This is a genomic window from Rathayibacter sp. AY1D1 (assembly GCF_002932635.1).
Taxonomy (GTDB): Bacteria; Actinomycetota; Actinomycetes; order Actinomycetales; family Microbacteriaceae; genus Rathayibacter.
In genome coordinates this window covers 151,611-178,562 of the sequence record NZ_PSVY01000004.1, presented here as the reverse complement: position 1 = coordinate 178,562, position 26,952 = coordinate 151,611, and the positions used below count along the sequence as shown (strand labels likewise).

Genomic DNA, 26,952 nt, shown 5'->3' with positions numbered 1-26,952 from the left:
GGATTCCGCACTACAGTCGCCGTGTTCATGCAGGTGCATGGGGTGCGGTACCCGAAGCCGCACTGCACCGCCCTGCTCGGAGCAGACGCCTCCGCCGGGAGGGATGACGATCCTCTCTCCCGGCGGGAGGCGGACCGGGCGGATCCGCCCGGCCGCCGCCGGCGCTACGCCGGGACGCGCACCGTCAGCCCGCCGGGCTCGATCCAGGTGCGGAACGCCGAGGTCGAGCCGAACGGATCGCCGTCGAGCTCGATCTCCTGCGCGTGCTCGAGGCGGACCGTGAGGTCGCGGCCCTTCACGTACCGCAGGGCCGACACCTCCTTGGTCAGGCCCATCAGCTTCTTGCCGACGATGCCGCTGCGGCGGAGCACGCCGTTCTCCCACACCACCTTGAAGATGATCTGCACCCAGCCGAAGAAGCCCTCGGGGCGCAGCAGGACGATGTCGAACTCGCTGTCGTCGACGGCCGCGTCCGGCAGTAGGAGGATGTTCGCCGGCAGGGCGCCGCAGTTGCCCACGATGATCGTGTGCGCGCGCACCTTGCGGGTCTTCGAGCCGTCGAGGCGGTAGCGGAACTCGAGCTGGTTCTTGTCGAGCAGGGCCTTCCGCAGCGCGTCCACGTAGGCGAGCCAGCCGGCCCGCTTCTTGAGGTCGTCGTCGGTGTTGGCGAGCATCTTCGCGTCGATCCCGAGGCCCGCCATCACGACGTAGGCGTGGCGGTCGCGGCCCGTGGAGGTCTCGATGTCGATCATCCCGACGTCGATCGCCCGGTCCTGTCCGGAGAACGCGACGGTCAGGGAGTTGTCGATGTCGTCGAGCGTGAGGTTCAGGTTGCGCGCGAGCAGGTTGCCGGTGCCGGAGGGCAGCAGCGCGAGCGAGGCGTCGGAGCCTCGGAGGGCCTCCGCCACGACGCGGACCGTCCCGTCGCCGCCGGCCGCGATCACGACGTCGGCGCCCGCGGCGAGGGCCTCCTTCGTCTGACCGGCCCCGGGGTCCTCGACGGAGGTCTCGTACCAGAGCGTCTCCTCCCAGCCGGCGGCCTCCTCGGCGCGCTTCACAGCGGCCTTCACCGACTCCAGGTCGACCTTGACGGGGTTGTAGACGAGCGCGGCACGGCGGCGCTCAGGCATCGTCGCGGCTCTCGTCGAGCTCGTCGCCGTTCTCGTCGACACGGCCCGGTCGCACGGCGGCGTCCTCGCGGATGTCGATGCGGGTGTCGCCGGCCTCGGTGGTGGAGACCTCGATGCGCGGGGCCGCGTCGGCCTCCGTCGCCTTCGGGGCGCTGGTCAGCTGGTCGTGGCGGTCGTCCGCGCTCTGGTCGGTCATGCCTGGACGGTAGCAGCGGGCGATCCGCGCCCGCGCGGGCTTGCGTCAGCGGCTGCGTGCCGCCTGAAGACCCCAGAGCACGAGCGGGATCTGGAGCGGGAGGCGCAGCAGCGTGATCACCCGGGTCCGAGGCCGACGGGCGTCCCGCGCCATCTGCACGTTGCCGGGGAGGACGGCGGCCATCAGGGCGGCGGAGGCGAGACCGCCGGCCGCGCGGGTCCGCGGGTGCAGCGTCGCGGCCGCGCAGACCAGCTCCGCCGCTCCCGAGACGAGGACCCATCCGCGCGCCGAGCCGGGCATCCCTCGCGGGACGACCGCGTCGAAGGTCCGCGGGTGCACCAGGTGCACGACTCCCGAGACCGCCATCGCCGACACGAGCACGAGCGGGCCCGCGCCCAGGCGGCTCATCGGCCCTCCGCCCCGCGCTCGAGCGGAGCGACGTGGTCGAGGATCCGGCGCCACTCGCGCACGAGCGCCAGCCGGCCGGCCCCGTCGACCGTCACGGTGCGCGCCCGCGCGAGGCGGCCGCGGTACCAGCGGCCGTCCTCGGCGCTCGCCACCGGGTCCGCGTCGCCGTGGACCAGGAGCGTCTCGGCGGTCACCCGGTCGAGGTCGTCGGCCCAGGAGCCGTCGCGGAGCGCCGCGAGGTCGGTCGCGGCGCCGCTCGAGCCCTGCCGCCAGCCCTCGGCGAGCATCCGCTCCAGCCGGTTGCGCAGTCCGCCGTGGGTGGCGAGCACCGGGTCGTCGGAGTCGATCCCGAGCGCGTCCAGGCCCGGCTGCGTCTGCGGAAGGGCGGCGGCGATCGCGTCGGCGTCCTCTCCGCGGAGGGTCTCGCGCCGCTCCCACGCGCTGGTGGGGTGCACGATCACGCCGGCCTGCGGGGGCGCGGGGGTGCCGACCAGCGCGAGGCGGTCCACGAGGTCGGGGTGCCGGGCCGCGAGCGAGAGCGCGAACGCGCCGCCGGAGCCCCAGCCGACCACGCCGACGCTGCCGAAGCGGGCGCCCTCGACCATGCGGGCGGTGCGCTCGGAGCGGCGCAGGTACTCGGCGAGGTCGTCCGCGCGGTCCTCGACGCGGCCGTGAGCGGCGTCGACCGGGTCCGAGGCGCCGTAGCCGGGGCGGTCGAGGATCAGCAGGTGCAGACCCCACGGACCGGTGACGGTCGGGTCGGGGTCGAAGCCGCCCGCTCCGGGAGTGGGGTGGCAGAACACCACCAGCCGGTCGGCGACGGGATCGCCCGCCGCCGAGACGCCCATCCCGCGGCCGGACCGCAGCTCGAAACGGTGGTTCGCCATGTCGCCTCCCGGGTGCGCCGAGGGTCGGCGCGTCGCCCCCAGTCAAGCGGAGACGGCGGCCCGCGCGCTGGGCCTTGTGCCGGAGCGGGAGCAGTCGGACGCGTCCGGAGCGGGCGTGCTCGATGCGGGTGGTGCGACCGTCGTCAACCCCGGTGACGCGCCCTCCGCCGTCCGGTGGACTGGACGGTCCCTCGAGGAAGGACCACCCGTGATCCGCACAGCACTGCCCGCGACCGTCGACGACGTGGAGCTCGACCCGGTCGGCGACGACGGCTGGCGGGTCCGCGCCCGCACCGAGGACCTGCGGGAGCCGGAGGCCGTGCTCGGCTTCATCACGCCGGTCGACGGCGGCTTCGAGGCGCACCGCCTCGGGCTGCCGCAGGAGGACGTGACCTGCCCGTCGCTCGAGGACGCGCTCTCGAGGTACGTCGCCGAGGAGCCGCTGCCCGCGTGGATCCGCTCCGCCCGGAAGGATCCGCGGACCGGCTTCCTCGGCGAGCGGGAGGTCGTGGTCGGCACCCCCGAGGCCGAGGGGGCGGGCCTCCTGGTCGTGCACGTCGACGGCGAGCTCGCCGGGCACGTCGTCGCGACCACCCCGATCGCCTTCGTCGCCGAGCGCGGCGACCTCCCGCCCCTCGTCGTCGAGTCGATGGACGGGCTCCTCGCGCTCGTCTCGGGACTGCGCCGGTAACCCCTGACCCCCGCGGAGGTCGACCCCCGTGGCAGGCGGTCGGCCGCCGCCTAGCGTGCTGGGAGCGGGTCGGCACCGGCTCCGTTCCGTGCTGCCGCGGATGATCGAGCAGGGGCGGGGCAGCGTGATCACCACCTCCTCCGTCGCCGGGCTCGACGGCGCCCCGGGCCTCAGCCCCTCCGTCGCCTCGACGCACGGGGTCGCCGGGCTCACCAGGAGCGCGGCCCTCGAGGTCGCGGGCACCGGCGTCCGGGTCGACTCGATCCACCCGTCGCCCGTGAACACGCGGATGATGCGCTCGATCGAGGCGGGAGCCGTCGACGCCGGCGCACCGTCCGTTCACCCGATGTCCACGTGACGCCGCGGAGGAGGGGAGCGAGGATGGGGGCGTGTCCCGTCGCCTCCTCCTCCCCGTCGCCGGCGTCCTCGCCGCGGCCCTCGCCGCCGGCGGGCTGACGCTCCTCGTCTGGACGATCGACGAGACGCCGTTCGCACGGCCCGACGCCGGCTTCGACCGTCTGACGAGCGAGGTCGCCGCGGTGCCCGGAGTCTCCCTCGACGGCGCCGAGCGCTGGGTCGAGGCGCCGGCGTTCGGCCCGCCGACCTCCTGGGTCGGGGTCGCGGTCGAGGAGCCGGCGCTCGCCGACGCCCTCGCGACGGCCTGCGCGACCGAGTACGCGGATCCGGTGCTGTGGTCGTTCCGGGCGACGTCCGCAGGCGGGAACACCCTCTCCTTCGCGGGCGCGGAGGAGCCGACCGCCGCGTGCCCCGCTCCCGCTGTCGACGCGTCGGCCCTGCTCGAGCGGATCGACGGGCTCGGCCGTGACCTGGAGCTGCACGCGTCGCTCCGCGAGGGGTCCTTCGCCCTCGACTCCTTCGAGGACGTCTCCGGCGGGCTGCCCGCGCTGCTCCCGATCGTCCGGGCGGCGGAGGACCTGCGGGACGCTGCGGGCGCGGAGCGGGGCGCCCTGGTCGAGATCTCCGGTCCCTGGGCCGCGATCACCGTCGGTCCCGGCGAGCAGGAGCGGACCGCCGCGCTGCTCACGACCCTCGTCGAGGAGCACGGCGTCACCGCCTACTGGGCGACCGAGGACGGCCTGCGGATCGTCGCGCCCGACGGCGGGCACGCCGCGATCGAGGCCGCCGTGCGCGACTCCGGGCTGCCGGTGGCCGACCGGTCCCTGCGCTTCGAGGCCGACGAGTCCTGACGCCGGGCGGCCGTGAACGGGTGCGGCCTGGCTCAGACCTCGGTGGCGGGTGCTCGACGGGCTCCCCGGCTCACGACGGGAGGCACCTCCAAGACGGGGACTGCACGCTTCATGAACCGGTCGAAGTCCGGAACAGTGAACGCGGCGTACCCGTGCTCGGGAGTGAACAGGAGCCCCATCCCGATCAGCTCCGCGCGGACCGATCCGAGCTGAGTGGACGCGCGCTCCAGAAGCGCCTCGACGTCGCCCGCTTTCTGGGGCTCTGGTCCGAGCTCCGCCATGGCTCGCATGTACGCGGTCTGAAGTGGACTCGCCCGATCGAGTCGCACGCGGAAGAAGGAGCTGTCCAGCTTCGCCTCGTAGGCCTCCCTCGCCAGTTCGACGTCCTCCCGGTGGATGCGATCGTTCTCAGCCACCGTCCAGACCTGGTAGCCCAGTTCCTGGATGAAAGAGGGGTATCCGGTCGTGATCTCGACTACGAGTTCAACAGCGTCGTCGTCGTAGACCGCGCCCTCGGCCGCTGCCGGCTCTCGGAGAGCCGCTACCGCTTCGTCGTGATCGAGCGAGTCGATCCGCGGAAAGGTGAAGAGCCGCTCGGCGTCCGATCTCGCATCGCCGACAAGCTCGGCGATCTGCGGAGGACCGGCACCGACGAACGTGACGGGGAGGCTCCGCTGCACGGTCTTGTGGATGGCTTGGATGAGCGCTTAGAGCTGCGGTGAGTCGAGGAACTGGACCTCGTCGATGAGCAGGACGATCCCCTCGCCCTGCTCGGCCGCCGCTTCACCCACGGCGACGAGGACGTCCGTCAGGTCCAGTCCGAGATCCCGATGATCGGCCACTCCTTCTGCCGGCGGTACATCCCATCCGATGGACCACTCGCCGTCCGCTCCGACAGACACCGCGAAGGCGCTCAAGACCGCGGCGGCGTGCCTCCCGCGGTCGGTCCATCTCGCGCGGGGGGACAGGCGGAGGAGTGCCGCCTTGAGCTGGGATGCCAGCACCTGGCGGAACCGGCCCTTGTCGTGCTTGACCGCCTCGAACTCGATCACTGTCCCCGTTCTCCTCCTGGGCGATCGTCCGGAAGCCGTTGAGAAGGACCGTCTTTCCGACGCCCCGCAGCCCCGTGACGATCATCGACTGGTTCGTGCGGCCCCGTCGCAGGCGCGTCAGCAGGGTGCGGAACGCCTGGGTCTGCTCGTCTCTGCCGATGAGGATCTCCGGTCGCGCTCCCGCGTTCGGCGTGTAGGGATTGTCGACGGCATCCATACGGGCCGGTTCAGGAGTCTTACTGTGCTTTATCCAGATCGAGTGAAGCGCAGTAAAGCCATCGAACGGCGCCCGTCACGCGCGCCAGGCCGCCAGCTCCTCCGCAGCCGCCAGGACGCGGTGGGTCGGCGAGAGGTCGAGGACGCACGCGCCTGAGCGCCTGCGAGGCCCGGATCCCGCCTCCTGGACCCGCGACCCAGGGAACGCTGGCAGGATGTACGGGACGGTCGGTGCGCGAGAGCGCGCCGCACGGACGGCACCGCCCGCTGAGAGCGGCCCCGCCCGGCCCCGTCCCGCACACCTCCACCCGCTCCCGACAGCGCTCACAGCGCCGGAGCGACACATCACCGCGGCCCGACCGGGCGCGCGGTCGGACCCTGCGCCGCGCGCCCGCGTCCAGCCACTCCCTCCCGGAAGAACCGCATGAGAAACGCCAGAACCGCCAAGCCCGCCCGCCACCACCTCGAGCTCCCCAAGCCCAAGCCCCTCGAGAAGGGCGCCATGCGGATCACCCCGCTCGGCGGCCTCGGCGAGATCGGCCGCAACATGACCGTCTTCGAGCACAAGGGCAAGCTGCTCATCGTCGACTGCGGCGTCCTCTTCCCCGAGGAGAACCAGCCCGGCATCGACGTGATCCTCCCCGACTTCGCCGCGATCCGCTCGCGCCTGAAGGACATCGAGGCCATCGTCCTCACCCACGGCCACGAGGACCACATCGGCGGCGTGCCGTACCTCCTCAAGGAGCGCGGCGACATCCCGATCATCGCCTCGACCTTCACCCTCGCGCTGATCAGCGCGAAGCTGCAGGAGCACCGCATCACCCCGCGCACGCGCCCGGTGAAGGAGGGCGACCGGATCGACGCCGGCGTCTTCGACCTCGAGTTCCTCGCCGTGAACCACTCCATCCCGGACGGGCTCGCCGTCGCGATCCGCACCGAGGCCGGCCTCGTGCTGCACACGGGCGACTTCAAGATGGACCAGTTCCCGCTCGACGGGCGCACCACCGACCTCCCCGGCTTCGCGCGCCTCGGCGACGAGGGCGTCGACCTGTTCCTGGTCGACTCCACGAACGCCGACGTCCCCGGCTTCGCGATCTCGGAGGGCGACCTCGCCCCCGCGATCGACCAGGTGTTCCGCACCGCGCCGCGCCGCATCGTCGTGTCCAGCTTCGCGAGCCACGTGCACCGCATCCAGCAGGTCCTCGACGCCGCGCAGCGCCACGGCCGCAAGGTCGCCTTCGTCGGCCGCTCGATGGTCCGCAACATGGGCATCGCCGCCGACCTGGGCTACCTCAAGATCCCGGCCGGCCTCGTCGTCGACATGAAGGTGCTCGAGAAGCTCCCCGCGACCGAGATCGTGATGATCTGCACCGGTTCGCAGGGCGAGCCGATGGCGGCGCTCTCGCGCATGGCCAACAAGGACCACATCATCGACATCGGCCCCGGCGACACCGTGCTGCTGGCCAGCTCGCTGATCCCCGGCAACGAGAACGCGATCTACCGGATCATCAACGCCTTCACCCGCTGGGGCGCCACGGTCGTGCACAAGGGCAACGCCAAGGTGCACGTCTCGGGTCACGCCAGCGCGGGCGAGCTCGCCTACTGCTACAACATCCTCCGCCCCACCGCGGTGCTCCCCGTGCACGGCGAGTGGCGCCACCTCACCGCGAACGCGGCGATCGCGACCCGCACCGGGATCGACGAGAAGGACGTCTTCGTCATCGAGGACGGCGTCTCGATCGACCTGGTGAAGGGCCGCTCGCGCATCAGCGGGCGCATCCCGGCCGAGCAGATCCTGGTCGACGGCACCACGATGGGAGTCGCCACCGAGGACGCGATGAACGACCGCATCGTCCTCGCCGAGGAGGGGGCCATCACGGTCCTCGCCATCGCCGACCTCGACCGCGGCACGCTCGGCGAGCCGGTCGAGTTCTTCACCCGCGGCTTCGTCGAGGAGCCGGGCTGGAAGGCCAACGCGAGCAAGGCGATCGACGACGCCGTCCTGCAGGCCGCGGGCAAGCCGGTCGAGCTCGAGGCCATGGAGGCGCTGATCACGCGCACCCTCGGCCGCTGGCTGACCCGCCGCCACCGCCGCAACCCGGTCATCACCACCATCGTCGTCGAGGAGTAGGCGCCTTCCACGCCGGCCTCCGCCTCCGCTACCCCCTGCCCCGCGAGGCGCAGGCGGAGCAGAGTGGGAGGGTCGGCAGGTCGCCGACGCGAAGGGAGAGCGCCATGAGCACCGACCGCACCACGGGTGAGGACACCGAGAAGACCGAGGACCTCCCCGACGGCACCGGGACGGACACCTCCTCCGGTGGCGGCGACACCGACACCGTCTCCGGCGGCGAGCCGGACGAGCCCGCCGAGTAGGGCCGTGAACGACGAAGGGCGGGACCGCGAGGTCCCGCCCTTCGTCGTTCCGCCGATCAGATCAGCGGGCCGTCGCTCTCGCTCGAGCGGCGGGTGACCTGCTCGCCGCTGGCCGGGTCGACGGCCGAGCGCGTGGTCGAGACGGCCTGGCGGCGGCGCGTCAGCAGGACCAGCCCGAGGATCAGGCCGACCGCTCCGGCCGCCATGAGGATGTAGCCGACCAGCTTCAGGTCGATCCCGGACACCTGCACGTCCACCGCGAAGGCGAGGACCGCGCCGACGACGAGGAGGAAGATCCCTGCTCCGATGCTCATTGCGTGCTCCTTCTGACTGCCGCCGGAGCGCACGCGGGAAGCGCGCAGGGGCACCGGCGATCGCCCCACGGTAGACCCCGGGTCCGGCGGCCCCCAGGCCTTCCGGCGGGAGCCTCCGGGGGTGTAGGGCGGTGCGGGTCAGCGGTCGGAGACGCGGAGCATCACGCGGGTGCGGTCGGCGCGGGTGACCAGGCCCTCGATCAGGAGGAACACGCGGTACTCGAGCCGGTACTTCGCCAGGAACACGCGGCCCAGGCGCTCGACCTCGCCGGGGTCGGCGTCGATCTCCGCGGCGGCCTCGACCGGCACCGCGTAGTCGGAGACGCGGCCGCGGCGGTCGCACGGGACGAGGGTCACCCGCGCGTCGTTGCGGAGGCGCTTCACCTTGCCGCTGCGGCGGGGAGTGGTGACGATCAGCTCGTGGCCGTCGCGGGCGATCCAGACCGGGGTCGAGACGGCGTCCCCGGACTTCCGGAACGTGGTGAGCGAGACGAAGCGCTCGTCGGCGAGGGCGGTGAGGTCCTGGGAGAGGGGCATGTCCGAAGTAGAGCGGCCGGGAGCGGTCACCGCAAGCCTCCGTGGCACCTCGATCCGCCCCCGTAGGGTGGAGTGATGACCGACGCGACGCCTCTGATCGGCCCGACCGAGGCGCCCGATCTGCACGTGATGACCTACAACATCCGCCGGCGGATGCCGCGCCTCACCTCCCGCGCCGTCGACCAGTGGGACCGGCGCCGCCCGCTCGTCCAGCGGGTGCTGGAGCAGGAGCGCCCCTCGATCCTCGCCGTGCAGGAGGCGCTGCCGGACCAGTCGGCCGCCGTGCACGAGGCGCTGGGCTCCTCCTTCGAGGCGATGGGCTTCGGCCGGGACGCGGACCGCGGCGGCGAGCGCGTGATGCTCTTCGTCGACCGCAGCCGCTACGCCGTCCGGCACTGGACCCAGATCGCCCTCTCGGACACCCCGGACGTCGCCGGCTCGCGCAGCTGGGGCAACCGCATCCCGCGCACCGCCGTGATCGCGGAGCTGACCGATCACGCGACCAGCCGCGAGCTCACCGTGGTCTCGACCCACTTCGACCACATCTCGCGGCGCTCGCGCCAGCGCTCCGCCGAGCTGATCGCCCGCCGCGTCCTCGAGCTCGGACGCCCCGCGATCGTGATGGGCGACACCAACACCGACGTCGACACCGTCCCCTACCGGACGATCCTCGACGAGGGCCGCCTCGCGGACGCGTGGGAGACGGCGGAGAAGCACCTCACCCACTCGTGGAGCACCTTCTCGAACTACCGCGCGCCGGCGCCGGGCAAGCGGATCGACTGGCTGCTCGTCAGCGAGGGCGCGTTCGAGGTGGTCTCCGCCGGGATCAACGCCGTCCGCTACGGGGGAGCGGCGGCCTCCGACCACGAGCCGGTCCAGGCCGTGCTGCGCTTCACGAAGCCGTGAGCGGCTCCGCCCTCGTCGAGACCTTCCTCGAGCCCCCGCGCACCCGCGGGGAGTGGACGGCCGACGGCATCCGCGCGATCGGGGCGGCGAGCATCGTGGCGGCCGCGATCGGCTGGGACCTGGTCGACGTGGCGGTGCTCGCGCTCGCGGCGATCGGGCTGGTGCTGCCGCGCTTCCTCGGCATCCGTCCGGCGCTCGACGCCCTCTTCGGGCTCGCGCTGCTCGTGGCGTCCTGGAGCAGCGTCCTCGGCCTCTACGAGGCCTGGCCGCAGTGGGACCTGGTCGTGCACTGCGTGCTCAACGGGCTGATCGCCGCGGTGGCCTACATCGTCGCCGCGCGGGCCGGAGTCGTGCCGGCCGTCGCGGGCGATCGCGGGCCGCTGCTCCCGGCGGTCGTGCTCTGCGCCTGCTTCGGGACGACGGCGGGCGTCCTGTGGGAGTGGGGCGAGTGGGCGGGGCACCGCTTCATCGACTCCTCGATCTTCGTCGGCTACGAGGACACGCTCGGCGACCTCGCCGCCGGCGCGCTGGGCTCGATCCTCGCCGGCGCGCTGATGCGCTTCTGGTCCGCGAAGTCCCGGGTGGTCGGACCGGGCGCCTCGCGCGGCGTCGGAGGTGCGGCGTAGCCTGTCCCGCATGTGCGGCCGCTTCGCGATGGACTCCGAGACCGATGAGCTGATCCGCGAGTTCGTCGCCGCGGGCGGGCGCGCCGAGGACTGGGCGCCCGACTACAGCGTCGCTCCCACCGACGTCGCGCCGATCGTCCGCGAGCGGCTCCACGACGGCGAGCGGGAGCGCGAGCTGGAGCTCGCGTCCTGGGGCTTCACCCCGTCCTGGTCGAAGGGCAGGGGGCCCTCGCCGATCAACGCGCGCCTCGAGTCGGTCGCGACGAACGGCCTGTTCCGCGGGGCGTTCGCCAAGCAGCGCGCGATCGTCCCGATGCGCGGGTACTACGAGTGGGAGACCCGCGCCGACGGCAAGCAGCCCTGGTTCCTGCAGGGCGAGGAGCCGATCCTCGCCGCGGCCGGCCTCTACACGGCCCGCAAGGAGGGCGACGACTGGCGCGTCTCCTTCACGATCATCACCCGCGAGGCGCGCGACGCCTCCGGCGAAGTGCACGACCGGATGCCCGTGTTCCTCACGCCCGACGTGCGCGACGCCTGGCTCGACCCGGCTCCGCTCGCCTCCGCCGAGGAGATGCTCGCCACCCTCGACCGGGCGTCCGTCGCGATGGCCTCGACCGTCACGGCCCACCCGGTCGACCGCCGCGTGAACAACTCCCGCACCGTCGACCGCCGCGACCCGGGCCTGCTGACGCCGGTCGCCTGAGGCCGTTCGCTCGGAAGGCGCGGGACGATCCGCGCGATCTGCGGAACCCCCCGGGCGAGGGCGGACGACGGGTGGTGGGTGGACCGGAGAGCACGGGAGGGGCGGAGCCGCGGCCCCGCCCCTCCCGGGCGTCCTACTTCGTGCCGGCGTGACCCGGGAACGGCTTGCCGTTCAGCGAGACCTCGTCGGGGTCGACCTCGACGTCGCCCACGTCGTCCGGGCCGCCCGTGCCGGGCACGGCCTTCACCTCGGCCGAGCCGGAGACCTCGGTGCGGCTCTCCGCCGGATCCGAGTCCTGCTTGGCCTCGGTCTCGCGCTCGCTGCCGGGCGACTCCGAGATGTCCTTCTCGATGGTCTCGCTCTCGGAGGAGGTGGCGGGAGCCGCCCCGTCCGGCTTGCCGATGGTCGAGCCCTGGTCGTCCTGCTCCGTGCGGTCCTGGTCCATGTCGTCGCCTTTCGTCGGGACCTCCGACGCTACGTCGGGGCGCGCGCGGGGGCACCCGCTTGACAGCCCGGCCGGGGGAGGGCGGCGTGCAGGGTCGACGTACTACCCTGGGTCGACGGTCGCACCGGGGGGCGCGGCACACCCGCCGCCGACCGCGAGGAGGACCCGTGGCATCCCACCGGACAGGCGACACCCGCATCGTCGGGACGACGGTCGACGGCCGGTACACGATCGAGGAGCTCATCGGCCGCGGCGGCATGGCCACGGTCTACCGGGCGAGAGACGGCGTCCTCGGCCGCTCCGTCGCGCTGAAGATGTTCGCCCCCGGCATCGACGACGCCCAGGACCTGCAGCGCAAGGCGTCCGAAATCCGGCTGCTCGCGGCGCTCAACCACCCCGCCCTCGTCACCCTCTACGACGCGCACGACGGCGGCGACGACACCAACGGCCAGGCCTACATGGTGATGGAGCTCGCCGAGGGCCCGAGCCTGTCCGAGCGGCTCGCCGAGGGCCCGGTCGCGCCGAACGACGTCGCCTCGATGGCGGGCGACCTCGGCGAGGCCCTGCACACGGTCCACGCGGCCGGAGTCGTGCACCGCGACGTGAAGCCGTCGAACGTGCTGCTCGTCCCGAGCCCGCTGACCAGCCGCGAGTTCCGCCCGAAGCTGGCCGACTTCGGCATCGCCTCCCTCATCGACGCGACGCGGATCACCGCGCCCGGCACCCTCATCGGCACCGCCGCCTACCTCAGCCCCGAGCAGGCGCACGGCGACCCGGTCACCTCGGCGAGCGACATCTACTCCCTCGGCCTGGTGCTCCTGGAGTCGCTGACCGGCCGCCGCCCGTTCACGGGCTCGGCGATCGAGGTCACGCTCGCCCGCCTGCTCCGCGACCCCGAGGTCTCGGAGTCGCTCGGCAGCGGCTGGACCTCGCTCCTGACCTCGATGACGCGGCGCGAGCCCGGCGAGCGTCCCGCCGCGCTGCAGGTGGCGGAGTCGGCACGCCGCCTGATCGATCCGCGGCGCGACTCCCCGCCGGCGGCCATCATCGTCCCCGACGTCCCCGCCACCCGGGTGATGTCGACGGAGCCGCTCGCCGAGACCGAGCCGATCACGCGGACGGAGGCGCTCGACCCGACCCGCCGGCTCGCGGCCGACGCGTACCCGGCCACGGAGGCGATCGCTCCGACGCAGCGCTTCACCGCGACCGAGCGGATCGCACCGGCACCGCGGACCGCTCCGGCGCCGCAGACCGCTCCGTCGCCGCGCACGGCTCCGCTCCGCACCGCGGCCGCCCCTCCGCAGCGCCGCGGCCCGAGCCCGTGGCTGATCGTGCTGGTGCTCGCGCTGGTCGCGGTCGCCGTCGGGCTCGCGATCATCCTGATCGACGGTCCCCAGTCGCCTCTGCCGCAGGTGGACGGCGAGCTGGGCGACCACCTCCGTCAGCTGCGCGAGAGCATCCGCTCGTGAGGGGCCTCCGACTGCGCGCCGCCGGCGCCGTGCTCGCCTCGGTCCTGCTGCTGAGCGGATGCTCCTCCGCGCCGCAGGGCATCGACGAGGGCACCGCCCAGACCCTCGACGACGCGGTGGTGGCCGTCGCCGAGAAGGCCTCGGCCGACGACTACCAGGGCGCTCTCACCGAGCTCGCCTCGCTGCAGTCGGCGCTCGACGCCGCGCTCGCCGAGGGATCCGTCAGCTCCGACCGCGCAGCGACGGTGCAGGCGCAGGTCGACGTCGTCCGCGGCGACCTCGAGGCCCTGATCGCGGGAGCCCCGGAGCCGGCACCGGCCGAGACGACTGAACCGGCTCCCGAGGAGACGACCCCGGTCGAGGAGGAGCCGGAGGACACGCCGGCCCCCGTCGAGACCGAGGACGACCCCGCCCCCTCGCCCGAGGAGTCGGAGCCGGAGGAGACGCCGACCGAGCCGGAGGAGCCCGCGGAGGAGACCCCGGCCGCTCCCGGCGAGGACGCTCCGGGCAACAGCGGCGACGCTCCGGGGAACAGCGGCGACGCTCCGGGGAACAGCGGCGACGCACCCGGCAACAGCGGGAACGCTCCCGGCAACGGCAACGGCAACGGCAACGGCAACGGCAACGGCAACGGCAACGGCAACGGCAACGCGGGCGGCAACGGCCCGGGCGCTCGCGGTGCGGCGACCGGAGTCGGCGCCCCCGCGGGCAGCGGTGCCGCGCCCGGGGCCGCGAAGGGCCCCGGCGGCCGCTAGAGCGCTATTCCTGCGTCGAGAGCACGGCGAACGCCGCGTCGAGCTCGACGTCCACGTCCGTGCCGTCCTCGCGGGTGACCTCCACCTCGAAGGCGTGGTCGGCGTCGTCGCTGCGCTCGGCCTCGGTGACGGTCCCGGAGCCGACGGCGCCCAGCGCCGCCTCGCTCGCGCGGGCGAGGTCGTCGCCGGTGAGGTCGTCCGGGTCAACGGCGGCCGCGGTCGGGTCGCCGGCAGGCACGCCGTCGTCGCCCGAGCCGGTCTGGAGGGCGCGGTCGTCGGGGTCGACGGACACGACGGCGAAGGAGTCGTCGAGGCGCACCTCGTACTCGAGGCCGTCGCGGTCGGTCAGGTCCAGCTCGTAGCCGGTGGCGCCGTCGTCGTCGCGCTCGGCCGAGGTGACGGTCCCGCCGCCGATCTCGGCGAGCGCGGCCTCGCTCGCGCGGTCCAGGTCGCTGCCGGTGAGGGAGTCGGACCCCTCGAAGCCGTCGGTCGCGGCGTAGGCGATGCCCGTCCCGGCTCCGATCAGCACGACCGCTCCGGCGATCCCGGCGATGATCTTCGTCTTCTTCTGCACGATGGCTCCGTCCCGGCGCCGCTCGTCGACGCCTCCAGCACTCTCGCGGTCGGGCGCTGAAGCAGGCCTGAAGCGCCCGCTCAGCGGACGAGCGGCACCCGCACCTCGACCCGGGCGCCGCCCAGCGCCGAGTCGCCGACGACGACCCGTCCGCCGTGCGCCCGGGCGATCCCGGCGACGATCGCCAGGCCGAGGCCCGACCCTCCGGCGTCGCGCGCCCGGCCCTCGTCGAGGCGGACGAAGCGCTCGAGCACCCGCTCGCGCTCCGCCGCCGGGATCCCCGGCCCGTCGTCGTCCACCGCGAGCACCGCCTCCGCTCCGTCGATCCGGGTCGAGAGCGCCAGCTGCGAGGAGCGGTGCCGCACCGCGTTGTCGACCAGGTTGCGCAGCGCCCGCGAGAGCAGGGCCTCGTCGGCCACCGCCTGCACGGCCAAGATCCCGCTCGCGTCGACCCGGGCCCCGGAGTCGCGCAGGCGCCGCACCTCGCCGAGGGCGAGGTCGTCGAGGTCCACCGGGGCCGACGCCACGGCCAGGCGCGCCTCGTCCGCCCGGGCGAGCAGCAGCAGGCCCTCGATCAGCCCGCCGAGCCGCACCGACTCCTCCGCGACCGTCCTCGCCAGCCGGGCGGAGTCGAGCCGGTCCGGGTGCGCGAGCGCCACCTCCGCGGTCTGGCGCAGCGCCGCGACGGGGGAGCGCAGCTCGTGCGAGGCGTCCGAGACGAAGCGCCGCTGCCGCTCCTGCCCGCTCTGCAGCCGATCGAGCATCCGGTTGAGGGTGTGCGCCAGCCGGTCGACCTCGTCGCCGGAGCCGGGAGCGGCGATCCGGCGGTCCAGGGCGGAGGAGGTGACCGCCTCGGCCTCCTCGCGCATCCGCTCCACGGGGCGCAGCGCCCGGCCGACGACGACGGCGCACACCACCGCCACCAGCGCGATCAGCAGCGGGACGGCGACCGCGAGCAGCCCGATCGTCGTGGACACCGCCTCCTCGCGGCCCTCGTCGGGCACGCCGACCACGACGAGGGAGTCGTCGTCGAGCTCGCGGGCGGCGACCACCACCGGCCCCTCGTCGTCCACGTCGACCGTGACCGGGTCGTCGCTCTCGGCCAGCGCGAGCGGAGGGAGGTCCTCCGCGTCCTCGGCCGCGGCGGCGACTCGCCCGTCGACGACGAGCTGGACCAGTCCCTCCGAGCCGCGGACGGCCTCCGGGCCGCCCTGTTCGACCAGCGCAGCGACCCGCTCCGCCTCGGCGTCGGCGGCGGAGGCGGCGCTCGAGGCGAGCACGGAGGAGAGGACCAGGACGAAGAGCACGCTCCCGAGGAGCGCGGCGGCGGCCACCACGGCGGTCGCGGCCGCGGTGATGCGGGTCCGCAGGCTCCGGCGGCTCACCCGGCCACCAGCGTGTAGCCCGCCCCGCGCCGGGTGCGGAGGGTGTCGCGGCCGAAGGGCCGGTCGATCTTGTTGCGCAGGGTGCGGACGTAGACCTCGACGATGTTCGGGTCGCCGTCGTAGTCGAAGTCCCAGACGGCTCCGAGGACGTCGCGTTTGGAGACGACCTCGCCCGCCCGTGAGACGAAGTACTCGAGGACGCTGAACTCGCGCGCGGTCAGCGGCACGGCGACTCCGCCCCGCTCGACGGTCCGGGACGCCGGATCCAGCACGAGATCGCCGACGACGCGCACCGTGGGCCGCTCGGCGGCTCCACGGCGGATGAGGGCGCGCAGCCGCGCGACGAGCACCGGGAACGAGAACGGCTTGGTGAGGTAGTCGTCGGCGCCGGTGTCGAGGGCCTCGACCTGGTCGAGGTCGCCGTCCTTCGCGGTGAGCATCAGGATCGGGGTCCAGTCCTCGGCGGCGCGCAGCCGCTCGCAGACGCGGAAGCCGCTGACGTCCGGGAGCATCAGGTCGAGGACGATGGCGGCGTAGTCGGCCTCCTGCGCGTACCAGAGGGCGTCGGTGCCGGTGGTGGCGGTGTCCACGGCGAAGCCCTCGGCCTCCAGGCCCGTCTCGAGGGCGCGGAGCAGGTTGATCTCGTCGTCGACGACCAGGATGCGGATGGCGGCCTCCCCGGGCTCGGCGCGCGGGGGTCCGCGCGAGCCCAGGCTAGCCGCGGCCCCGCTGAAGCCCGCCTGAAGCGCCGGCGGACCACCGCGTCCCGCCGAGGCGCCGGCTCCCCGCCGGGACACCGGCGGGAGCGCGGTGTCCTGGCGGGACGCGCGGCGCCCGGGCGAGGGTCACTCGTCGCGGTCGGTGTACTCGCCCTCGCCCTCGGCGGAGGTGCCCGCGGCGCTGGTGTCGACGTAGCTGCCCTTGTCGGCGGTGCTCTGCTCGTTGACCGAGGTGTCGACGTAGCTGCCCTCGGCCTCGCCGGCGGTGTGCGAGACGCCCTCCGTCGAGGTGTACTCGCCGCCCTCGGTGTCCTCGGTGCTCGTGCCCTCGGCGACGTGACGGCCGTGGCCGGCGGTGTGCTCGTCGTGACCCTCGTGGTGCTCGTGACCCTCGTGGTGCTCGTTGTCGTGGTCGTGGTGGGCCATGGCGGCCTCCTCGCTTCGTCGCGTCGGTGCGCGGTCGGATCGGCCGCGCTCGCTCCGAGACTTCTGCATCGGGGGCGGGGGTGCAAGACGTGGCGGCTGCACATCCGTGCCGCGCAACTCCTACCGGCGCCGGATCCGTCCGCCTAGCCTCCGAGGATGAGCAGACCCCCTCGCACCCGCTGGAGCGTCATCGGCCAGCTCGGCCCTGCCTTCGACGACGGCGGTCCGATGCTGCTGGTCGAGGCCCGATCGGCGTTCGGGCGCCGCCCGATGCACCGCGCCAAGGCGCAGCTGCTGCTGTCGGCGCTCCGCCACCGCGCCCGCGAGCTCGGGGACCGCGCCGAGTACGTCCGCTCCGAGACCTTCGGCGAGGCCCTCGCCGGGCGCGACGACCTCGAGGTGATCGACCCGCCGACCCGCGGCGGCCGCCGCCTCGCCCGCAGGCTCGGCATGAGCGTCCTGCCCAGCCGCGGCTTCATCACGGCCGAGGAGGACTTCCGCGAGTGGGCGCTCTCCCGCTCGGGCAAGCGCCTGCTGCTGGAGGACTTCTACCGGTGGAGCCGCGAGCGCACCGGCGTGCTGATGCGCGGCGACCAGCCCGAGGGCGGCCGCTGGAACTACGACCACGACAACCGCCAGCCTCCGCCCAAGGGCGCCTCCCGGCTCGGCCTGCCGGACCCGTGGTGGCCGGAGGAGGACGACATCGACGAGGAGGTGCGCGCCGACCTCGCGCGCTGGGAGGCCGAGGGGGCGGTCCGCCTGGTCGGCGCCGACGGTCCGCGCCGCTTCGCCGCGACGCCCGCCGAGGCAGAGGCGGCGCTCGCCGACTTCGTGTCGTCGCGGCTGGGCGACTTCGGGACCTACGAGGACGCGATGCTCTCGGGCGACTGGACGATGGCGCACTCGCTGCTCAGCGCCCCGATGAACCTCGGCGTGCTCGATCCGCGGACGGTCGTCGAGGCGGCCGAGGCGGAGTACGCCGCCGGGGGCGCGCCGATCGCGGCGACGGAGGGGTTCATCCGCCAGATCCTCGGCTGGCGCGACTACGTCTGGAACCTGTTCTGGCACCTCGGGCCGGAGTACCGGAACCGCAGCCGCGCGCTCGGCGCCTCCACGCCGCTGCCCGCCGGGCTGCTCGCGCTCGACCCGAGCGGCATCGAGGCGAACTGCCTGCACGAGACGCTCGACGACGTGCACCGGCACGGCTGGGCGCACCACATCCAGCGCCTGATGGTGCTCGGCAACTGGGGACTGCAGCGGGGGTGGGATCCGGCGGAGCTCAACGACTGGTTCGTGGACGTCTTCGTCGACGGCACGGAGTGGGTGATGCCCGCGAACGTGATCGGGATGTCCCAGCACGCCGACGGCGGCGTCGTCGCGACGAAGCCGTACGCCTCGGGCGGCGCCTACATCAACCGGATGTCCGACTACTGCGGCGGCTGCCGCTTCGACCCGAAGGTGCGCCTGGGCGAGAACGCCTGCCCGGTGACCGCCGGGTACTGGGCCTTCCTCGACCGGGCCGAGCCGGTCCTCCGCGGCAACCACCGGATGGCCCAGCCCCTCGCGGGCCTGCGTCGCCTCGCGGACCGCGAAGCGGTGGTCGACCAGGAGCGCCTGCGCGAGACGTACTGACGCGGGGTCGGCGGCACGCCCGCCGCTACTCCGCGCGCACGAAGCGCGACACGGTGACCGCGACCGTCACCGCGGTCGTCCCCTCCACCGCCGCGAGCCGAGCGTCCAGCGCCTCGGGATCCACGTGGTGGGCACTCGGCCCCATCAGCACCTCGGCGCGCAGCTCGTCGACGCTCATCAGCACCGTCGTGTCGAGCTCGATGCGCTCCTCGAGCGCGAACCCCGCCAGCTGCTCGTCGAGCCGCTCCGCCTTGCCGGCGTCGATGCCGAGCATCCCGAACCGCTCGCGGATCTCGTGCAGGTGCCTCTCGCGCGGAGTGACGACGACGGCGACGCCGCTCGGACGGAGCACCCGCCGCATCTCCGGGGCGTTCCGCGGCGCGAAGACGGTGAGCAGCGCGTCGGCGGAGGCGTCGGCCAGCGGGAGGGGCTGCCAGAGGTCGGCGGTCGCGATCGCCGCCCGGGGGTGCGCGCGGGCGGCGCGGCGGGCGGCCGGGGCCGAGAGGTCCAGGCCCAGCCCGTCCGCCGCCGGATGCGCCTCGAGCACGGCCGCGAGGTACGCCCCGGTGCCGCAGCCGAGGTCGACCACGAGCCGCGCGTCGGCGGGGACGGCCGCGGCGACCGCGTCCTGGATCACCCGGTAGTGGCCGGAGCCGAGGAGGTCGGCACGGGCCTGCACCATCGCCGCGGTGTCGCCCGAGGTCGCGTGCCTCCCGCGCAGCAGCGAGGCGTAGCCCTGACGCGCGAGGTCGGCGCTGTGCCCGAGGGGGCAGCGGAGCGAGGAGGGGCGGGGGAGCGCGTCGGGGGCGAGCGCGCCGCCGCAGACCGGGCAGGCGAGGGCGGGCAGCACCGTCGATCCGGGTCGGGCGGCCGGATCGAACGCGCTCACTCCGCGCCGGGCGCGCGCGCCCGCATGGCGGTGACCGCCGCGTTCAGCGTCGCGATGGTCGGCACCGCGAACAGCGCCCCGGCGAGCCCGGCCACCTCGAGCCCGGTCGCGACTCCGAGCACCACGGCGAGCGGATGCACCTTCACGGCGGTCCCGAGGATGAGCGGCTGCAGCACGTGCCCCTCGAGCAGGTGCACCAGGATCACGACGCCGACCATCACCAGCGCGGCGACGGGCCCGCTGAACAGCAGAGCGACCAGTGCGGCGAGCGCACCGGTCACGATCGCGCCGAGGATCGGGACGAACGAGCCGAGGAACACCACGATCGCGATCGGCACGACGAGCGGCAGCTGCAGCGCGAGCGCGCCGATGCCGATGCCGACGGCGTTGATCCCGGCGACGCCGAGCTGCGCGATCACGAACTGGCTGAGGGTCCGCCAGCCGGCGGCGCCGCCGCGCTCCATCGCGGGGCGCGCGCGGCGGGGGAGGAGGCGGAGGAACCAGTGCCAGATCCGGCGGCCGTCGAGGAGCAGGAAGATCAGCGAGAACAGGGTGAGGAGGGTTCCGGCGAAGACCTCGGCCAGCTGGGAGCCGACGGCGAGGGCCCCGGACGCGATCGTCGACGCCTGCGCGTCGGCCCAGTCGACCGCGCGCTGCGCCCAGTCCGAGAGCTGGACGTCCGAGAACGACAGCGGCGGGCTCCGCAGCCACGCCTCGACGCCGTCGACCGCGTCGAGAGCGCGCTGCCCCACTCCGCTGAAGCCGGAGCGCGACTGCACAATCACCAGCCCGACGAGGCCGGTCAGCAGGAGGAGCATCAGGACGATCGAGACCAGGACCGCGAGCGGGCGGGGGAGCCGCAGGCGCTCGAGCCGGTTCCGCAGCGGGGTGAGGAGCGCGGTGAGCAGCAGCGCGATCAGCACCGGCACGACGATCACGGGCAGCAGCGAGACGAGGCGCACGAGGAGGTAGAGGAGCCCGGCGACGGCGAGGAAGCGCCACGACCAGGCGGCGGCGATCCGCATCCCGGTCGAGACGTCGCCCGAGGCGTCGTCCGGCGAGTCCGAGGGGGCCGGAGCCGTGACCGCAGCCGGGGGAGCGGCGGCCGCAGGCGGACTCGCCGCCGTGCCGTGCCGCTCGTCGCGCGCTCGCCGTCCCCGCATGACCCCTCCGATCCTCTCGCAGTGTACGGCGGAGCGGCCGTCCGGGACCGGGAGGGAGCCCGGGGGCGCCCCGCCTGGAGGGATCCGGGCGCCGGATGTGCCGGCAGCGGCTCGTCCGGAGGGCGGAACGCGCCGGATCGCGCCGTCTCCGCCCCGTTCCCCGTCTCGGCCGCGGGAGGCCGGTCCGCGCCGGTAGCGTTGTGCGGGTCGATGCCGAGCGAGGAGGGCGACGGATGCTGGAGGCGGTTCTCGCGATCGCCGCGTGGTGCGCGGGCGCGGTGCTCGTCGTCAGCGGCGCCCTGAAGCTCGGCCGCACGGAGCGGTTCCGGGCGAGCCTCGAGGCGCTCGGGGTCCCCCTCCTCCTCCGGCGCCGCGGCTGGTTCGCGGCCGCCTTCCCCGTCGTCGAGATCGCGCTGGGCGCCGCGGTGGTGCTGGCGCCCGCTCCGGCGCACCGTGCCGCCCTCGTGCCGGTGGCGCTCCTCGACGCCGTGTTCCTCGTCGTCGCCGTCCGTGCGGTCCGCGCGACGGAGGACGTCGACTGCGAGTGCTTCGGCGGGCTGGGCTCGGCACGGATGACCGGACACACCGTCGCGAGGAACGCGGTGCTGCTCGCGCTCGCGGTCGCCGGGGCCCTCGGCGGGCTCGCTCCGGCCGCGCTGCTCGGCGGCGGCGGTGCCTCGGCGGCGGCGTCCGGGCTCGCCGCCGCTCTCGCCGCGGTCTCGCTCGTGCTGGTGCGCGACCGCCTTGCGGCGTCGACGGCCGCTCGCGTCCGGGCGGCCGCCCGCCTGTCCGCAGCCGACAGGGAGTCCGCGCCGGGGCGCGCGCCCGAGGGCGACCTCTCGGCCGCCGACCTCGCGTTCGTCACAGTGGCCGGCGAGCTCCTGACGCTCGAGGAGTTGTCCCGCCCGGCGACGCACCTCGTCTTCTTCTCGCCCTCGTGCGCCGCCTGCCACGCGCTCGTCGAGCGCTTCCGCTGGTGGCCCCACGGCCTGCGCCCGGGCGAGGAGCTGCTGCCCGTCCTCCTCGGCAGCCGCGAGGACTTCGCGGTGCACGCCGTCTACGGGCCGCTCGTCGACCACGCCCTCTATGATCCGGAGGGCCGCGTCGCCGCCGCCCTCGGCCGAGCGGGGACGCCGGGCCACGTGCTGCTCACGCCCGAGCGTCCGCTCGGCGACGGCTGGACCTCGGGAGCCGCGTCGATCGAGGCACGCGTGCTCCGGCCCGGATTCCTCGCCGAGCTGCAGGCGGCCGGCCCGGACCCGGCTCCGGCGGCCGGCGGCGCGGTACCGGCGGGGTGACGACGGCCGGCGGGCGGAACGGTGCCGCCGGGCTGTCGACGACCGACCGACGGCGGCCGGGCTCAGCGGCGCTCGAACTCGCCGGACATCGAGCCGTGCACGGGGTGGGCGGGATCGTCACCCACGGCGCGGGCGGGATCGTCGATCTCCACGGCGCGGGACGGGGGCTCCTCGTCGCTCGCGTCGAGGCCGAAGCCGTCCTCGAGCAGCTCCTGGGCGATGCGGCTCGACAGGCCGCTCCTCTCGCCCGGTCCGGGGTCGCTCTCCGGGTCGACGGGGGCGGCGAACGCCTGCTCGAGTCCGGACGCCGGCATCTCGGCGTCGTCGATCGAGTCGGCTCGCCCGTCGAAGGGTCCTCGTGCAGGTCTCGGCATGCGCCCGAGCGTAGAGGACGGGCCCCCGGAGGTCGACGCTCCGTCGCGCACTGCCGGGCCGCCCGCGCGCCGGGTCAGTCGTGCAGCGACCAGGAGTGGGGAGCGACCTGGACGCCGCCGACGGTCGCCGTCTCGTCGCCGATGTTCAGCGCGAGCCGCGCGGTGCGTCCCTCCGGGCCCTCCGCCACGAGCATCACGGCGGTGTTGGAGAGGTCGACCGTGCGGGTGCTCGCGCCGACCAGCCACGGGTTCCGTCGGCGGAACGCGACGACCTCCTGGTGGGCCCGGTAGGCCTCCCCGCCCGGCCACTCGGCGGGCTCGGCCGGGAACTCCGGGCGGATCGCGTCGTCGCCGCCGATCCGCTCCTCCTTGACGCCGCGCAGGCCCCGCTCGTCGCCGGAGTAGATGCTCGGCACGCCGGCGACGAAGCCGAGGATCGCCGCGGCGTGGCCGTGGTGGCGCTCGTCGCTGACGGCGCTGGCGATCCGGGTGACGTCGTGGTTGCCGACGAAGGTGAGGGGCAGGAACTCGCGGACGAAGTCGTCGTGGCGCTTCAGGGACCAGGCCAGCTCGAAGAGGTTCGCCTCCTCGAGGGAGTTGCGGACGGCCTTCCAGAGCTCGTACTGCGTGACCGAGTCGAGCCCCGACTCCCGCACGTAGCCGGTGTAGTCGCCGTGGATGACCTCGCCGACGAACCACGCGTCGGGGAAGCGCTGCCGCACCGGGTCGATCGCCGCGTGCCAGGCCGCCGGCGCGACCGCGTACGCCGCGTCGAGCCGCCAGCCGTCGATGCCCCGCTCGAGCCAGTGCGCGAGCACGGAGGACACGTGCTCCGCGACCTCGGGGTTCCCGTTGTCGAGCTCGACCAGGGCGTCGTGCCCCTCGAACACGTCGACGCGGAGGCCGTCGACCTCCTGCGACCGCTCGCTGCGGGAGAAGCGCGCCGCCTCGGGGGAGCCCTCGCCGGCCGCGACGGCGGCACGCCACCAGGGGTGCTCCCGTCCCACGTGGTTGAAGACCCCGTCGAGCAGCACCCGGATCCCGCGCTCGCGGCACGCGGCGATCAGCGCGTCGAGGTCTGCCTCGTCGCCGAGGCGGGGATCGATCCGGAAGTGGTCGACCGTGTCGTAGCCGTGGGTGGAGGAGGCGAAGACCGGCCCGAGCAGCAGCCCGTTGCAGCCCAGCGCCAGCAGGTCGTCGAGCCAGGGGAGCAGGGCGCGGAGGCGGTGCTGCGGCTCGTCGTCCGGACCCGGACCCTCCGAGGCGCTCGCCTCGGCGCCCGTGAAGCCGAGCGGGTAGACGTGCCACCAGATCGCCGTCGAGATCCAACCGTCCGTCTGAGCCATCGTGGCCGTCCTCCCGGCCCGCTCGGGCGCGGGCCGCCGTCACTGTAGCGAGGCGGGCTGGACCGGAGCCGCGCCCGCTCACGGGCCGGGCCGCAGGGCGGTGATCCAAGCCAGCACGGCCAGGCCCGCCCGCACGGAGGCGGGTGCCGTGACGGAGCAGACGAGCAGTGCGAGAGCCGCGCAGGCGAGCCCGGCCACCGCGCTCCTCCGCTCGCCCGCCCACCGCAGCGCCCGCACGGACGCGATCACCGCGGCGACCGCCACGGCGACGGCGGGGAGGGCCCAGAGCGGATGCACGGAGGACGCGAGCGCGAGCAGGCCCAGCGCGAGCGCGGCGAGGCCGGGCTCGTACGGCCGGCGAGCGGGAGGGTGCCGCCGGGGCGGCCGGGGGAGGGCCGCGTCGGCCGGAGCGGATGGAGGGAGGAGTGCCGTCGTCGTCATGAGCCGATCCTCGTCAGGCGGCGGACTCTGCGGAGAGGCGATCGGCGGATCGGTGGACGAGAGGCGCCGAGCGCCTCCTGTGGAGGGACAGACCGGCGCGATCGGCGTCGTTCCGGGCGTCTCGAGGCCGGAATCGCCGGAGATCCGGGGCGGGGCTGGTAGGTTACCGACGGTCCGACCGGTTGAGGACGTCCGTCCCCGGCCGAGGACGATCCATCGAAACCAGCTGTTCCGACAGCGAGAACGTCCTGGGAGGACACTCCATGGCTGACAAGTCGCTCAACCGCACCGAGCTCGTCGCGAAGATCGCCGCCGACTCCGGCCAGAGCCAGGCCGCCGTCAACGGCGTCCTCGACTCGCTCTTCACCACCCTCGCCGACTCCGTGTCGAACGACGTGAAGGTCACCATCCCCGGCTGGATCGCCGTCGAGCGCACCTCCCGCGCCGCGCGCACCGGCCGCAACCCGCAGACCGGCGAGACCATCCAGATCGCCGCCGGCCACTCGGTCAAGGTCTCCGCGGGCACCAAGCTCAAGGCCGCCGCGAAGTAGTCGCGCCCTCCGACACGGCCCCGGCACTGCGCCGGGGCCGTCGTCGTCCGCGGACGCGGCTGCCGATCAGCCGCGGAACGTAGGCTGGACCGGTGAATCGAACCGTCCGGATCGTCGGCCCTGCGCTCGTGCTCGTCGCCGCAGCGCTCGTCGCCCTCCTCGCGGCCCTGGCCTTCGGCGGGGGAGCCGCGGCTCCGCTGCTGAACGATCCCGGCCCCGTGGTCCGCTACGGCCTCCCGATCGCCAAGCTGGCCGTCAATCTCGGCGCCGCGGGGATGATCGGCTCGCTCGTGCTGACGCTGTTCGCGCTGAGCCCCCGCGCCGTTGCCGCCCGCGACGCCCGATCCTCGTCCCGCGCCTCGACCGCTCACGCCTCCTCGCGCGCCGGTCAGTCCTCCTCGCGCGGCGGCCAGTCCTCCTCCCGCGCCGGATCGACGCGCACCGCGGTCGCCCCCGCGAGCCCCGCGCCCGCCGAGGCCGCGCCCGAGCCGCGCACCGAGTTCTCGATCGCCCTCGACGTCGCCGCCGCCAGCGCCGCCTTCTTCGCCGCGTCCAGCGCGGTGACCGGGTTCCTCACCTTCCTCAACGTCACGCAGACGCCCCTGAGCCTCGACCGCGACTTCGGCACCAAGCTCAGCTACTTCATCGGCAGCATCGAGGTCGGCCAGGCCTGGCTCATCACGACGCTGCTCGCGGCCGTCGTCACCGTCCTCTGCTTCGCCGTCCGCAACCAGACCGCGCTCGTCTTCGTCACGGGCCTGGCCCTGCTCACGCTGCTGCCGATGGCGCAGCAGGGGCACGCGGCGGGAGCGAGCGGGCACGACGCCGCCGTCACGGCGCTGGGCCTGCACCTCGTCTTCGCGGCGATCTGGCTGGGCGGCCTCATCACCGTCATCGTCCTGCGGCCCCTGCTCGGCGGCTCCCGCCTGCTGCCCGTGATCGAGCGCTACTCCAGCCTCGCGCTCGTGAGCTTCGTCGTGGTCGCGGCGTCCGGCTACGTCAGCGCCGAGCTCCGGCTCGCCACCCTCGACAACCTGCTCACCGGCTACGGGATCCTCGTGCTGGTCAAGGTCGCGGCGCTGGTCGCGCTGGGCCTGTTCGGCGTGCTGCAGCGCCGCTACCTCATCGAGCGGATGCGGAAGGCCGGCGGTGTCGGCGGCCGCAGCTTCTGGTGGCTCGTCGGCGCCGAGATCGCCTTCATGGGGATCGCCTCCGGAGTCGCTGCGGCGCTCGCGCGCACCGCGACCCCGGTCGACCAGATCGCCGCCAGCCAGCTCACGGATCCGACACCGGCTCAGCTGCTGACGGGCGAGCCCCTGCCGCCGCCCGCGAGCGCGATGAACTTCCTCACGCTCTGGAACATCGACCTGGTCTGGCTCCTGGTCTGCTCCTTCGCCATCGCGTTCTACGTCGCCGGAGTGGTGCGCCTGCACCGCCGGGGTGACCGCTGGCCCCTGCACCGCACGATCCTCTGGATCGCGGGCATGCTCCTCCTGGCCTACATCACGAACGGCGGGGTGAACGCGTACGAGAAGTACCTGTTCAGCGCCCACATGCTCTCGCACATGGTCCTCACCATGGCGGTGCCGCTGCTGCTCGTCCCGGCGGCACCGGTCACGCTCATCGCCCGCGCCGCCGCCCGCCGCACCGACGGCTCCCGCGGCGCGCGCGAGTGGGTGCTGCTCGCCGTTCACTCGCGCTTCGCCACCGCGATCTCGCACCCGATCGTCGCCGCCCTGCTGTTCGTCGGGTCGCTCTGGGGCTTCTACTACTCCCCGCTGTTCCGCTGGGCCACCACGGACCACATCGGCCACGAGTGGATGATCGTCCACTTCCTGATCACCGGGTACCTCTTCGTCAGCGTCCTGATCGGAGTGGACCCGAGCGTGCACCGCGTGCCCTACGCGATGCGCCTCCTGCTGCTGCTGGGCACCATGGCGTTCCACGCCTTCTTCGGCCTCGCACTGATGACGGGGGAGGGGCTGCTCCTCGCCGACTGGTACGGAGCGATGGGCTGGGGCACCTCCGCGCTCGCCGATCAGCAGGCGGCCGGCGGCATCGCGTGGAGCATCGGCGAGATCCCCACCCTCGCGCTCGCGATCGTCGTCGCGATGATGTGGAGCCGCTCCGACGCCCGCGAGACCAAGCGCCGCGACCGCCAGGCCGACCGCACCGGAGAGGCCGAGCTCACGGCCTACAACGACCGCCTGGCCGCCCTCCAGAAGCGCGGCTGATCCG

32 protein-coding genes and 1 pseudogene are annotated in these 26,952 nt (G+C 74.1%); 14 read left to right on the top strand and 19 right to left on the bottom strand.

Annotated features, from left to right (window positions below; genetic code table 11):
* Nucleotides 1-164: 164 nt before the first annotated feature.
* Genes C5C56_RS04875 through C5C56_RS04860 form a run of 4 tightly spaced genes read right to left on the bottom strand, consistent with a single transcriptional unit; the run spans nucleotide 165 to nucleotide 2,621 of the window.
* Entirely contained in the window at nucleotides 165-1,130 is a 966-nt protein-coding gene (locus tag C5C56_RS04875) for a diacylglycerol kinase family protein (protein WP_104319178.1), read from the bottom strand.
* Nucleotides 1,123-1,326, bottom strand: a complete 204-nt coding sequence (locus C5C56_RS04870; protein WP_104222930.1) for a multidrug transporter — start codon at nucleotides 1,324-1,326, stop codon at nucleotides 1,123-1,125. Before C5C56_RS04870 ends, C5C56_RS04875 begins: the two co-directional genes overlap by 8 nt.
* 45 nt (nucleotides 1,327-1,371) lie before the next feature.
* Nucleotides 1,372-1,734: a hypothetical protein gene (locus tag C5C56_RS04865; RefSeq protein ID WP_104222929.1), complete on the bottom strand. Its 363-nt coding sequence runs from the start codon at nucleotides 1,732-1,734 to the stop codon at nucleotides 1,372-1,374.
* Complete coding sequence (locus C5C56_RS04860) at nucleotides 1,731-2,621, bottom strand: alpha/beta fold hydrolase (RefSeq protein ID WP_104246947.1); 891 nt, start codon at nucleotides 2,619-2,621, stop codon at nucleotides 1,731-1,733. Before C5C56_RS04860 ends, C5C56_RS04865 begins: the two co-directional genes overlap by 4 nt.
* A 208-nt stretch (nucleotides 2,622-2,829) precedes the next feature.
* Here C5C56_RS04860 and C5C56_RS04855 point away from each other — a divergent pair, with 208 nt between their 5' ends.
* The 3 genes from C5C56_RS04855 to C5C56_RS04845 are packed head-to-tail and all read left to right on the top strand — an operon-like array spanning nucleotide 2,830 to nucleotide 4,520.
* A complete protein-coding gene (locus tag C5C56_RS04855) occupies nucleotides 2,830-3,312 on the top strand; it encodes a hypothetical protein (protein WP_104319177.1) in 483 nt (160 codons plus the stop codon).
* 28 nt (nucleotides 3,313-3,340) lie between these two features.
* The gene (locus C5C56_RS04850; RefSeq protein WP_308471498.1) at nucleotides 3,341-3,670 is read left to right on the top strand and encodes an SDR family NAD(P)-dependent oxidoreductase; all 330 of its coding nucleotides are present in this window, start codon (nucleotides 3,341-3,343) and stop codon (nucleotides 3,668-3,670) included.
* A 31-nt stretch (nucleotides 3,671-3,701) separates the two neighbouring features.
* The gene (locus C5C56_RS04845; protein ID WP_104287832.1) at nucleotides 3,702-4,520 is read left to right on the top strand and encodes a hypothetical protein; all 819 of its coding nucleotides are present in this window, start codon (nucleotides 3,702-3,704) and stop codon (nucleotides 4,518-4,520) included.
* A 32-nt stretch (nucleotides 4,521-4,552) separates the two neighbouring features.
* On the opposite strand, the gene C5C56_RS18260 is transcribed toward C5C56_RS04845, so the two are convergent.
* The 3 genes and pseudogenes from C5C56_RS18260 to C5C56_RS18250 form a co-directional block, all read right to left on the bottom strand.
* The gene (locus tag C5C56_RS18260; RefSeq protein ID WP_258065583.1) at nucleotides 4,553-5,200 is read right to left on the bottom strand and encodes a hypothetical protein; all 648 of its coding nucleotides are present in this window, start codon (nucleotides 5,198-5,200) and stop codon (nucleotides 4,553-4,555) included.
* Nucleotides 5,201-5,227: 27 nt separating this feature from the next.
* Entirely contained in the window at nucleotides 5,228-5,572 is a 345-nt protein-coding gene (locus tag C5C56_RS18255; RefSeq protein WP_258063221.1) for a hypothetical protein, read from the bottom strand.
* Between the two features lie 70 nt (nucleotides 5,573-5,642).
* Nucleotides 5,643-5,789: pseudogene (locus tag C5C56_RS18250) on the bottom strand (ATP-binding protein); the annotation flags it as partial.
* Between the two features lie 423 nt (nucleotides 5,790-6,212).
* Between C5C56_RS18250 and C5C56_RS04835 the strand changes: the two are divergent.
* Together C5C56_RS04835 and C5C56_RS17735 are read left to right on the top strand one after the other, a co-directional pair.
* On the top strand, nucleotides 6,213-7,919 hold the full coding sequence (locus tag C5C56_RS04835; RefSeq protein WP_104269459.1) for a ribonuclease J: 1,707 nt from the start codon (nucleotides 6,213-6,215) through the stop codon (nucleotides 7,917-7,919).
* 104 nt (nucleotides 7,920-8,023) lie between these two features.
* Complete coding sequence (locus tag C5C56_RS17735) at nucleotides 8,024-8,161, top strand: hypothetical protein (protein ID WP_159940924.1); 138 nt, start codon at nucleotides 8,024-8,026, stop codon at nucleotides 8,159-8,161.
* A gap of 56 nt (nucleotides 8,162-8,217) precedes the next feature.
* On the opposite strand, the gene C5C56_RS04830 is transcribed toward C5C56_RS17735, so the two are convergent.
* Together C5C56_RS04830 and C5C56_RS04825 are read right to left on the bottom strand one after the other, a co-directional pair.
* Nucleotides 8,218-8,475: a DUF6458 family protein gene (locus tag C5C56_RS04830; RefSeq protein WP_104222924.1), complete on the bottom strand. Its 258-nt coding sequence runs from the start codon at nucleotides 8,473-8,475 to the stop codon at nucleotides 8,218-8,220.
* A 138-nt stretch (nucleotides 8,476-8,613) separates the two neighbouring features.
* Nucleotides 8,614-9,012, bottom strand: a complete 399-nt coding sequence (locus C5C56_RS04825) for a PPOX class F420-dependent oxidoreductase (RefSeq protein WP_104246944.1) — start codon at nucleotides 9,010-9,012, stop codon at nucleotides 8,614-8,616.
* A gap of 75 nt (nucleotides 9,013-9,087) precedes the next feature.
* On the opposite strand from C5C56_RS04825, the gene C5C56_RS04820 reads away from it, so the two are divergent.
* From C5C56_RS04820 to C5C56_RS04810, 3 genes are read left to right on the top strand one after another with little or no spacing between them, the layout of a single operon-like run.
* A complete protein-coding gene (locus C5C56_RS04820) occupies nucleotides 9,088-9,918 on the top strand; it encodes an endonuclease/exonuclease/phosphatase family protein (RefSeq protein ID WP_104319176.1) in 831 nt (276 codons plus the stop codon).
* Entirely contained in the window at nucleotides 9,915-10,544 is a 630-nt protein-coding gene (locus C5C56_RS04815; protein ID WP_104226114.1) for a hypothetical protein, read from the top strand. The genes C5C56_RS04820 and C5C56_RS04815 overlap by 4 nt, the downstream gene beginning before the upstream one ends.
* A 10-nt stretch (nucleotides 10,545-10,554) precedes the next feature.
* On the top strand, nucleotides 10,555-11,247 hold the full coding sequence (locus tag C5C56_RS04810; RefSeq protein WP_104226115.1) for an SOS response-associated peptidase: 693 nt from the start codon (nucleotides 10,555-10,557) through the stop codon (nucleotides 11,245-11,247).
* 133 nt (nucleotides 11,248-11,380) lie between these two features.
* Here the strand turns inward: C5C56_RS04810 and C5C56_RS04805 are convergent, their stop codons facing one another.
* A complete protein-coding gene (locus C5C56_RS04805) occupies nucleotides 11,381-11,692 on the bottom strand; it encodes a hypothetical protein (protein WP_104222919.1) in 312 nt (103 codons plus the stop codon).
* A 167-nt stretch (nucleotides 11,693-11,859) separates the two neighbouring features.
* On the opposite strand from C5C56_RS04805, the gene C5C56_RS04800 reads away from it, so the two are divergent.
* Both C5C56_RS04800 and C5C56_RS17475 read left to right on the top strand, forming a co-directional pair.
* Nucleotides 11,860-13,161 (top strand): serine/threonine-protein kinase, encoded by a 1,302-nt coding sequence (locus C5C56_RS04800; RefSeq protein WP_104319175.1) that lies wholly within the window; start codon nucleotides 11,860-11,862, stop codon nucleotides 13,159-13,161.
* Complete coding sequence (locus C5C56_RS17475; RefSeq protein WP_146086447.1) at nucleotides 13,158-13,916, top strand: hypothetical protein; 759 nt, start codon at nucleotides 13,158-13,160, stop codon at nucleotides 13,914-13,916. The genes C5C56_RS04800 and C5C56_RS17475 overlap by 4 nt, the downstream gene beginning before the upstream one ends.
* A gap of 4 nt (nucleotides 13,917-13,920) precedes the next feature.
* Here C5C56_RS17475 and C5C56_RS17730 read toward each other — a convergent pair whose 3' ends face one another.
* The 4 genes from C5C56_RS17730 to C5C56_RS18120 form a co-directional block, all read right to left on the bottom strand.
* Nucleotides 13,921-14,490: a PepSY domain-containing protein gene (locus C5C56_RS17730; RefSeq protein WP_104319174.1), complete on the bottom strand. Its 570-nt coding sequence runs from the start codon at nucleotides 14,488-14,490 to the stop codon at nucleotides 13,921-13,923.
* 80 nt (nucleotides 14,491-14,570) lie between these two features.
* Nucleotides 14,571-15,875, bottom strand: a complete 1,305-nt coding sequence (locus C5C56_RS04785) for an ATP-binding protein (protein WP_258065581.1) — start codon at nucleotides 15,873-15,875, stop codon at nucleotides 14,571-14,573.
* Nucleotides 15,872-16,543 carry a response regulator transcription factor gene (locus C5C56_RS04780; protein ID WP_104249963.1) on the bottom strand — a complete coding sequence of 224 codons (672 nt, stop codon included), beginning with the start codon at nucleotides 16,541-16,543 and terminating at the stop codon, nucleotides 15,872-15,874. Before C5C56_RS04780 ends, C5C56_RS04785 begins: the two co-directional genes overlap by 4 nt.
* Nucleotides 16,544-16,720: 177 nt before the next feature.
* Nucleotides 16,721-17,020: a hypothetical protein gene (locus C5C56_RS18120; protein ID WP_219813870.1), complete on the bottom strand. Its 300-nt coding sequence runs from the start codon at nucleotides 17,018-17,020 to the stop codon at nucleotides 16,721-16,723.
* Between the two features lie 156 nt (nucleotides 17,021-17,176).
* On the opposite strand from C5C56_RS18120, the gene C5C56_RS04770 reads away from it, so the two are divergent.
* On the top strand, nucleotides 17,177-18,652 hold the full coding sequence (locus C5C56_RS04770) for a cryptochrome/photolyase family protein (RefSeq protein WP_104258008.1): 1,476 nt from the start codon (nucleotides 17,177-17,179) through the stop codon (nucleotides 18,650-18,652).
* A gap of 25 nt (nucleotides 18,653-18,677) precedes the next feature.
* Here the strand turns inward: C5C56_RS04770 and C5C56_RS04765 are convergent, their stop codons facing one another.
* Both C5C56_RS04765 and C5C56_RS04760 read right to left on the bottom strand, forming a co-directional pair.
* A complete protein-coding gene (locus C5C56_RS04765) occupies nucleotides 18,678-19,541 on the bottom strand; it encodes a methyltransferase domain-containing protein (protein WP_104319173.1) in 864 nt (287 codons plus the stop codon).
* Nucleotides 19,538-20,704, bottom strand: a complete 1,167-nt coding sequence (locus C5C56_RS04760; protein ID WP_104226121.1) for an AI-2E family transporter — start codon at nucleotides 20,702-20,704, stop codon at nucleotides 19,538-19,540. The genes C5C56_RS04765 and C5C56_RS04760 overlap by 4 nt, the downstream gene beginning before the upstream one ends.
* 233 nt (nucleotides 20,705-20,937) lie before the next feature.
* Here C5C56_RS04760 and C5C56_RS18245 point away from each other — a divergent pair, with 233 nt between their 5' ends.
* Nucleotides 20,938-22,002 carry a MauE/DoxX family redox-associated membrane protein gene (locus C5C56_RS18245; RefSeq protein ID WP_104260428.1) on the top strand — a complete coding sequence of 355 codons (1,065 nt, stop codon included), beginning with the start codon at nucleotides 20,938-20,940 and terminating at the stop codon, nucleotides 22,000-22,002.
* A 62-nt stretch (nucleotides 22,003-22,064) separates the two neighbouring features.
* Here the strand turns inward: C5C56_RS18245 and C5C56_RS18240 are convergent, their stop codons facing one another.
* The 3 genes from C5C56_RS18240 to C5C56_RS04740 form a co-directional block, all read right to left on the bottom strand.
* Nucleotides 22,065-22,376: a hypothetical protein gene (locus C5C56_RS18240; RefSeq protein ID WP_146086446.1), complete on the bottom strand. Its 312-nt coding sequence runs from the start codon at nucleotides 22,374-22,376 to the stop codon at nucleotides 22,065-22,067.
* A 74-nt stretch (nucleotides 22,377-22,450) separates the two neighbouring features.
* A complete protein-coding gene (locus C5C56_RS04745; protein WP_104319172.1) occupies nucleotides 22,451-23,722 on the bottom strand; it encodes an alpha-amylase family glycosyl hydrolase in 1,272 nt (423 codons plus the stop codon).
* A 78-nt stretch (nucleotides 23,723-23,800) separates the two neighbouring features.
* On the bottom strand, nucleotides 23,801-24,163 hold the full coding sequence (locus tag C5C56_RS04740) for a hypothetical protein (protein WP_104262765.1): 363 nt from the start codon (nucleotides 24,161-24,163) through the stop codon (nucleotides 23,801-23,803).
* 263 nt (nucleotides 24,164-24,426) lie between these two features.
* Between C5C56_RS04740 and C5C56_RS04735 the strand changes: the two genes are divergently transcribed.
* Both C5C56_RS04735 and C5C56_RS04730 read left to right on the top strand, forming a co-directional pair.
* Complete coding sequence (locus C5C56_RS04735) at nucleotides 24,427-24,714, top strand: HU family DNA-binding protein (protein WP_056037903.1); 288 nt, start codon at nucleotides 24,427-24,429, stop codon at nucleotides 24,712-24,714.
* 92 nt (nucleotides 24,715-24,806) lie between these two features.
* The gene (locus C5C56_RS04730) at nucleotides 24,807-26,948 is read left to right on the top strand and encodes a bifunctional copper resistance protein CopD/cytochrome c oxidase assembly protein (protein WP_258063207.1); all 2,142 of its coding nucleotides are present in this window, start codon (nucleotides 24,807-24,809) and stop codon (nucleotides 26,946-26,948) included.
* The last annotated feature ends 4 nt before the right edge of the window (nucleotides 26,949-26,952 follow it).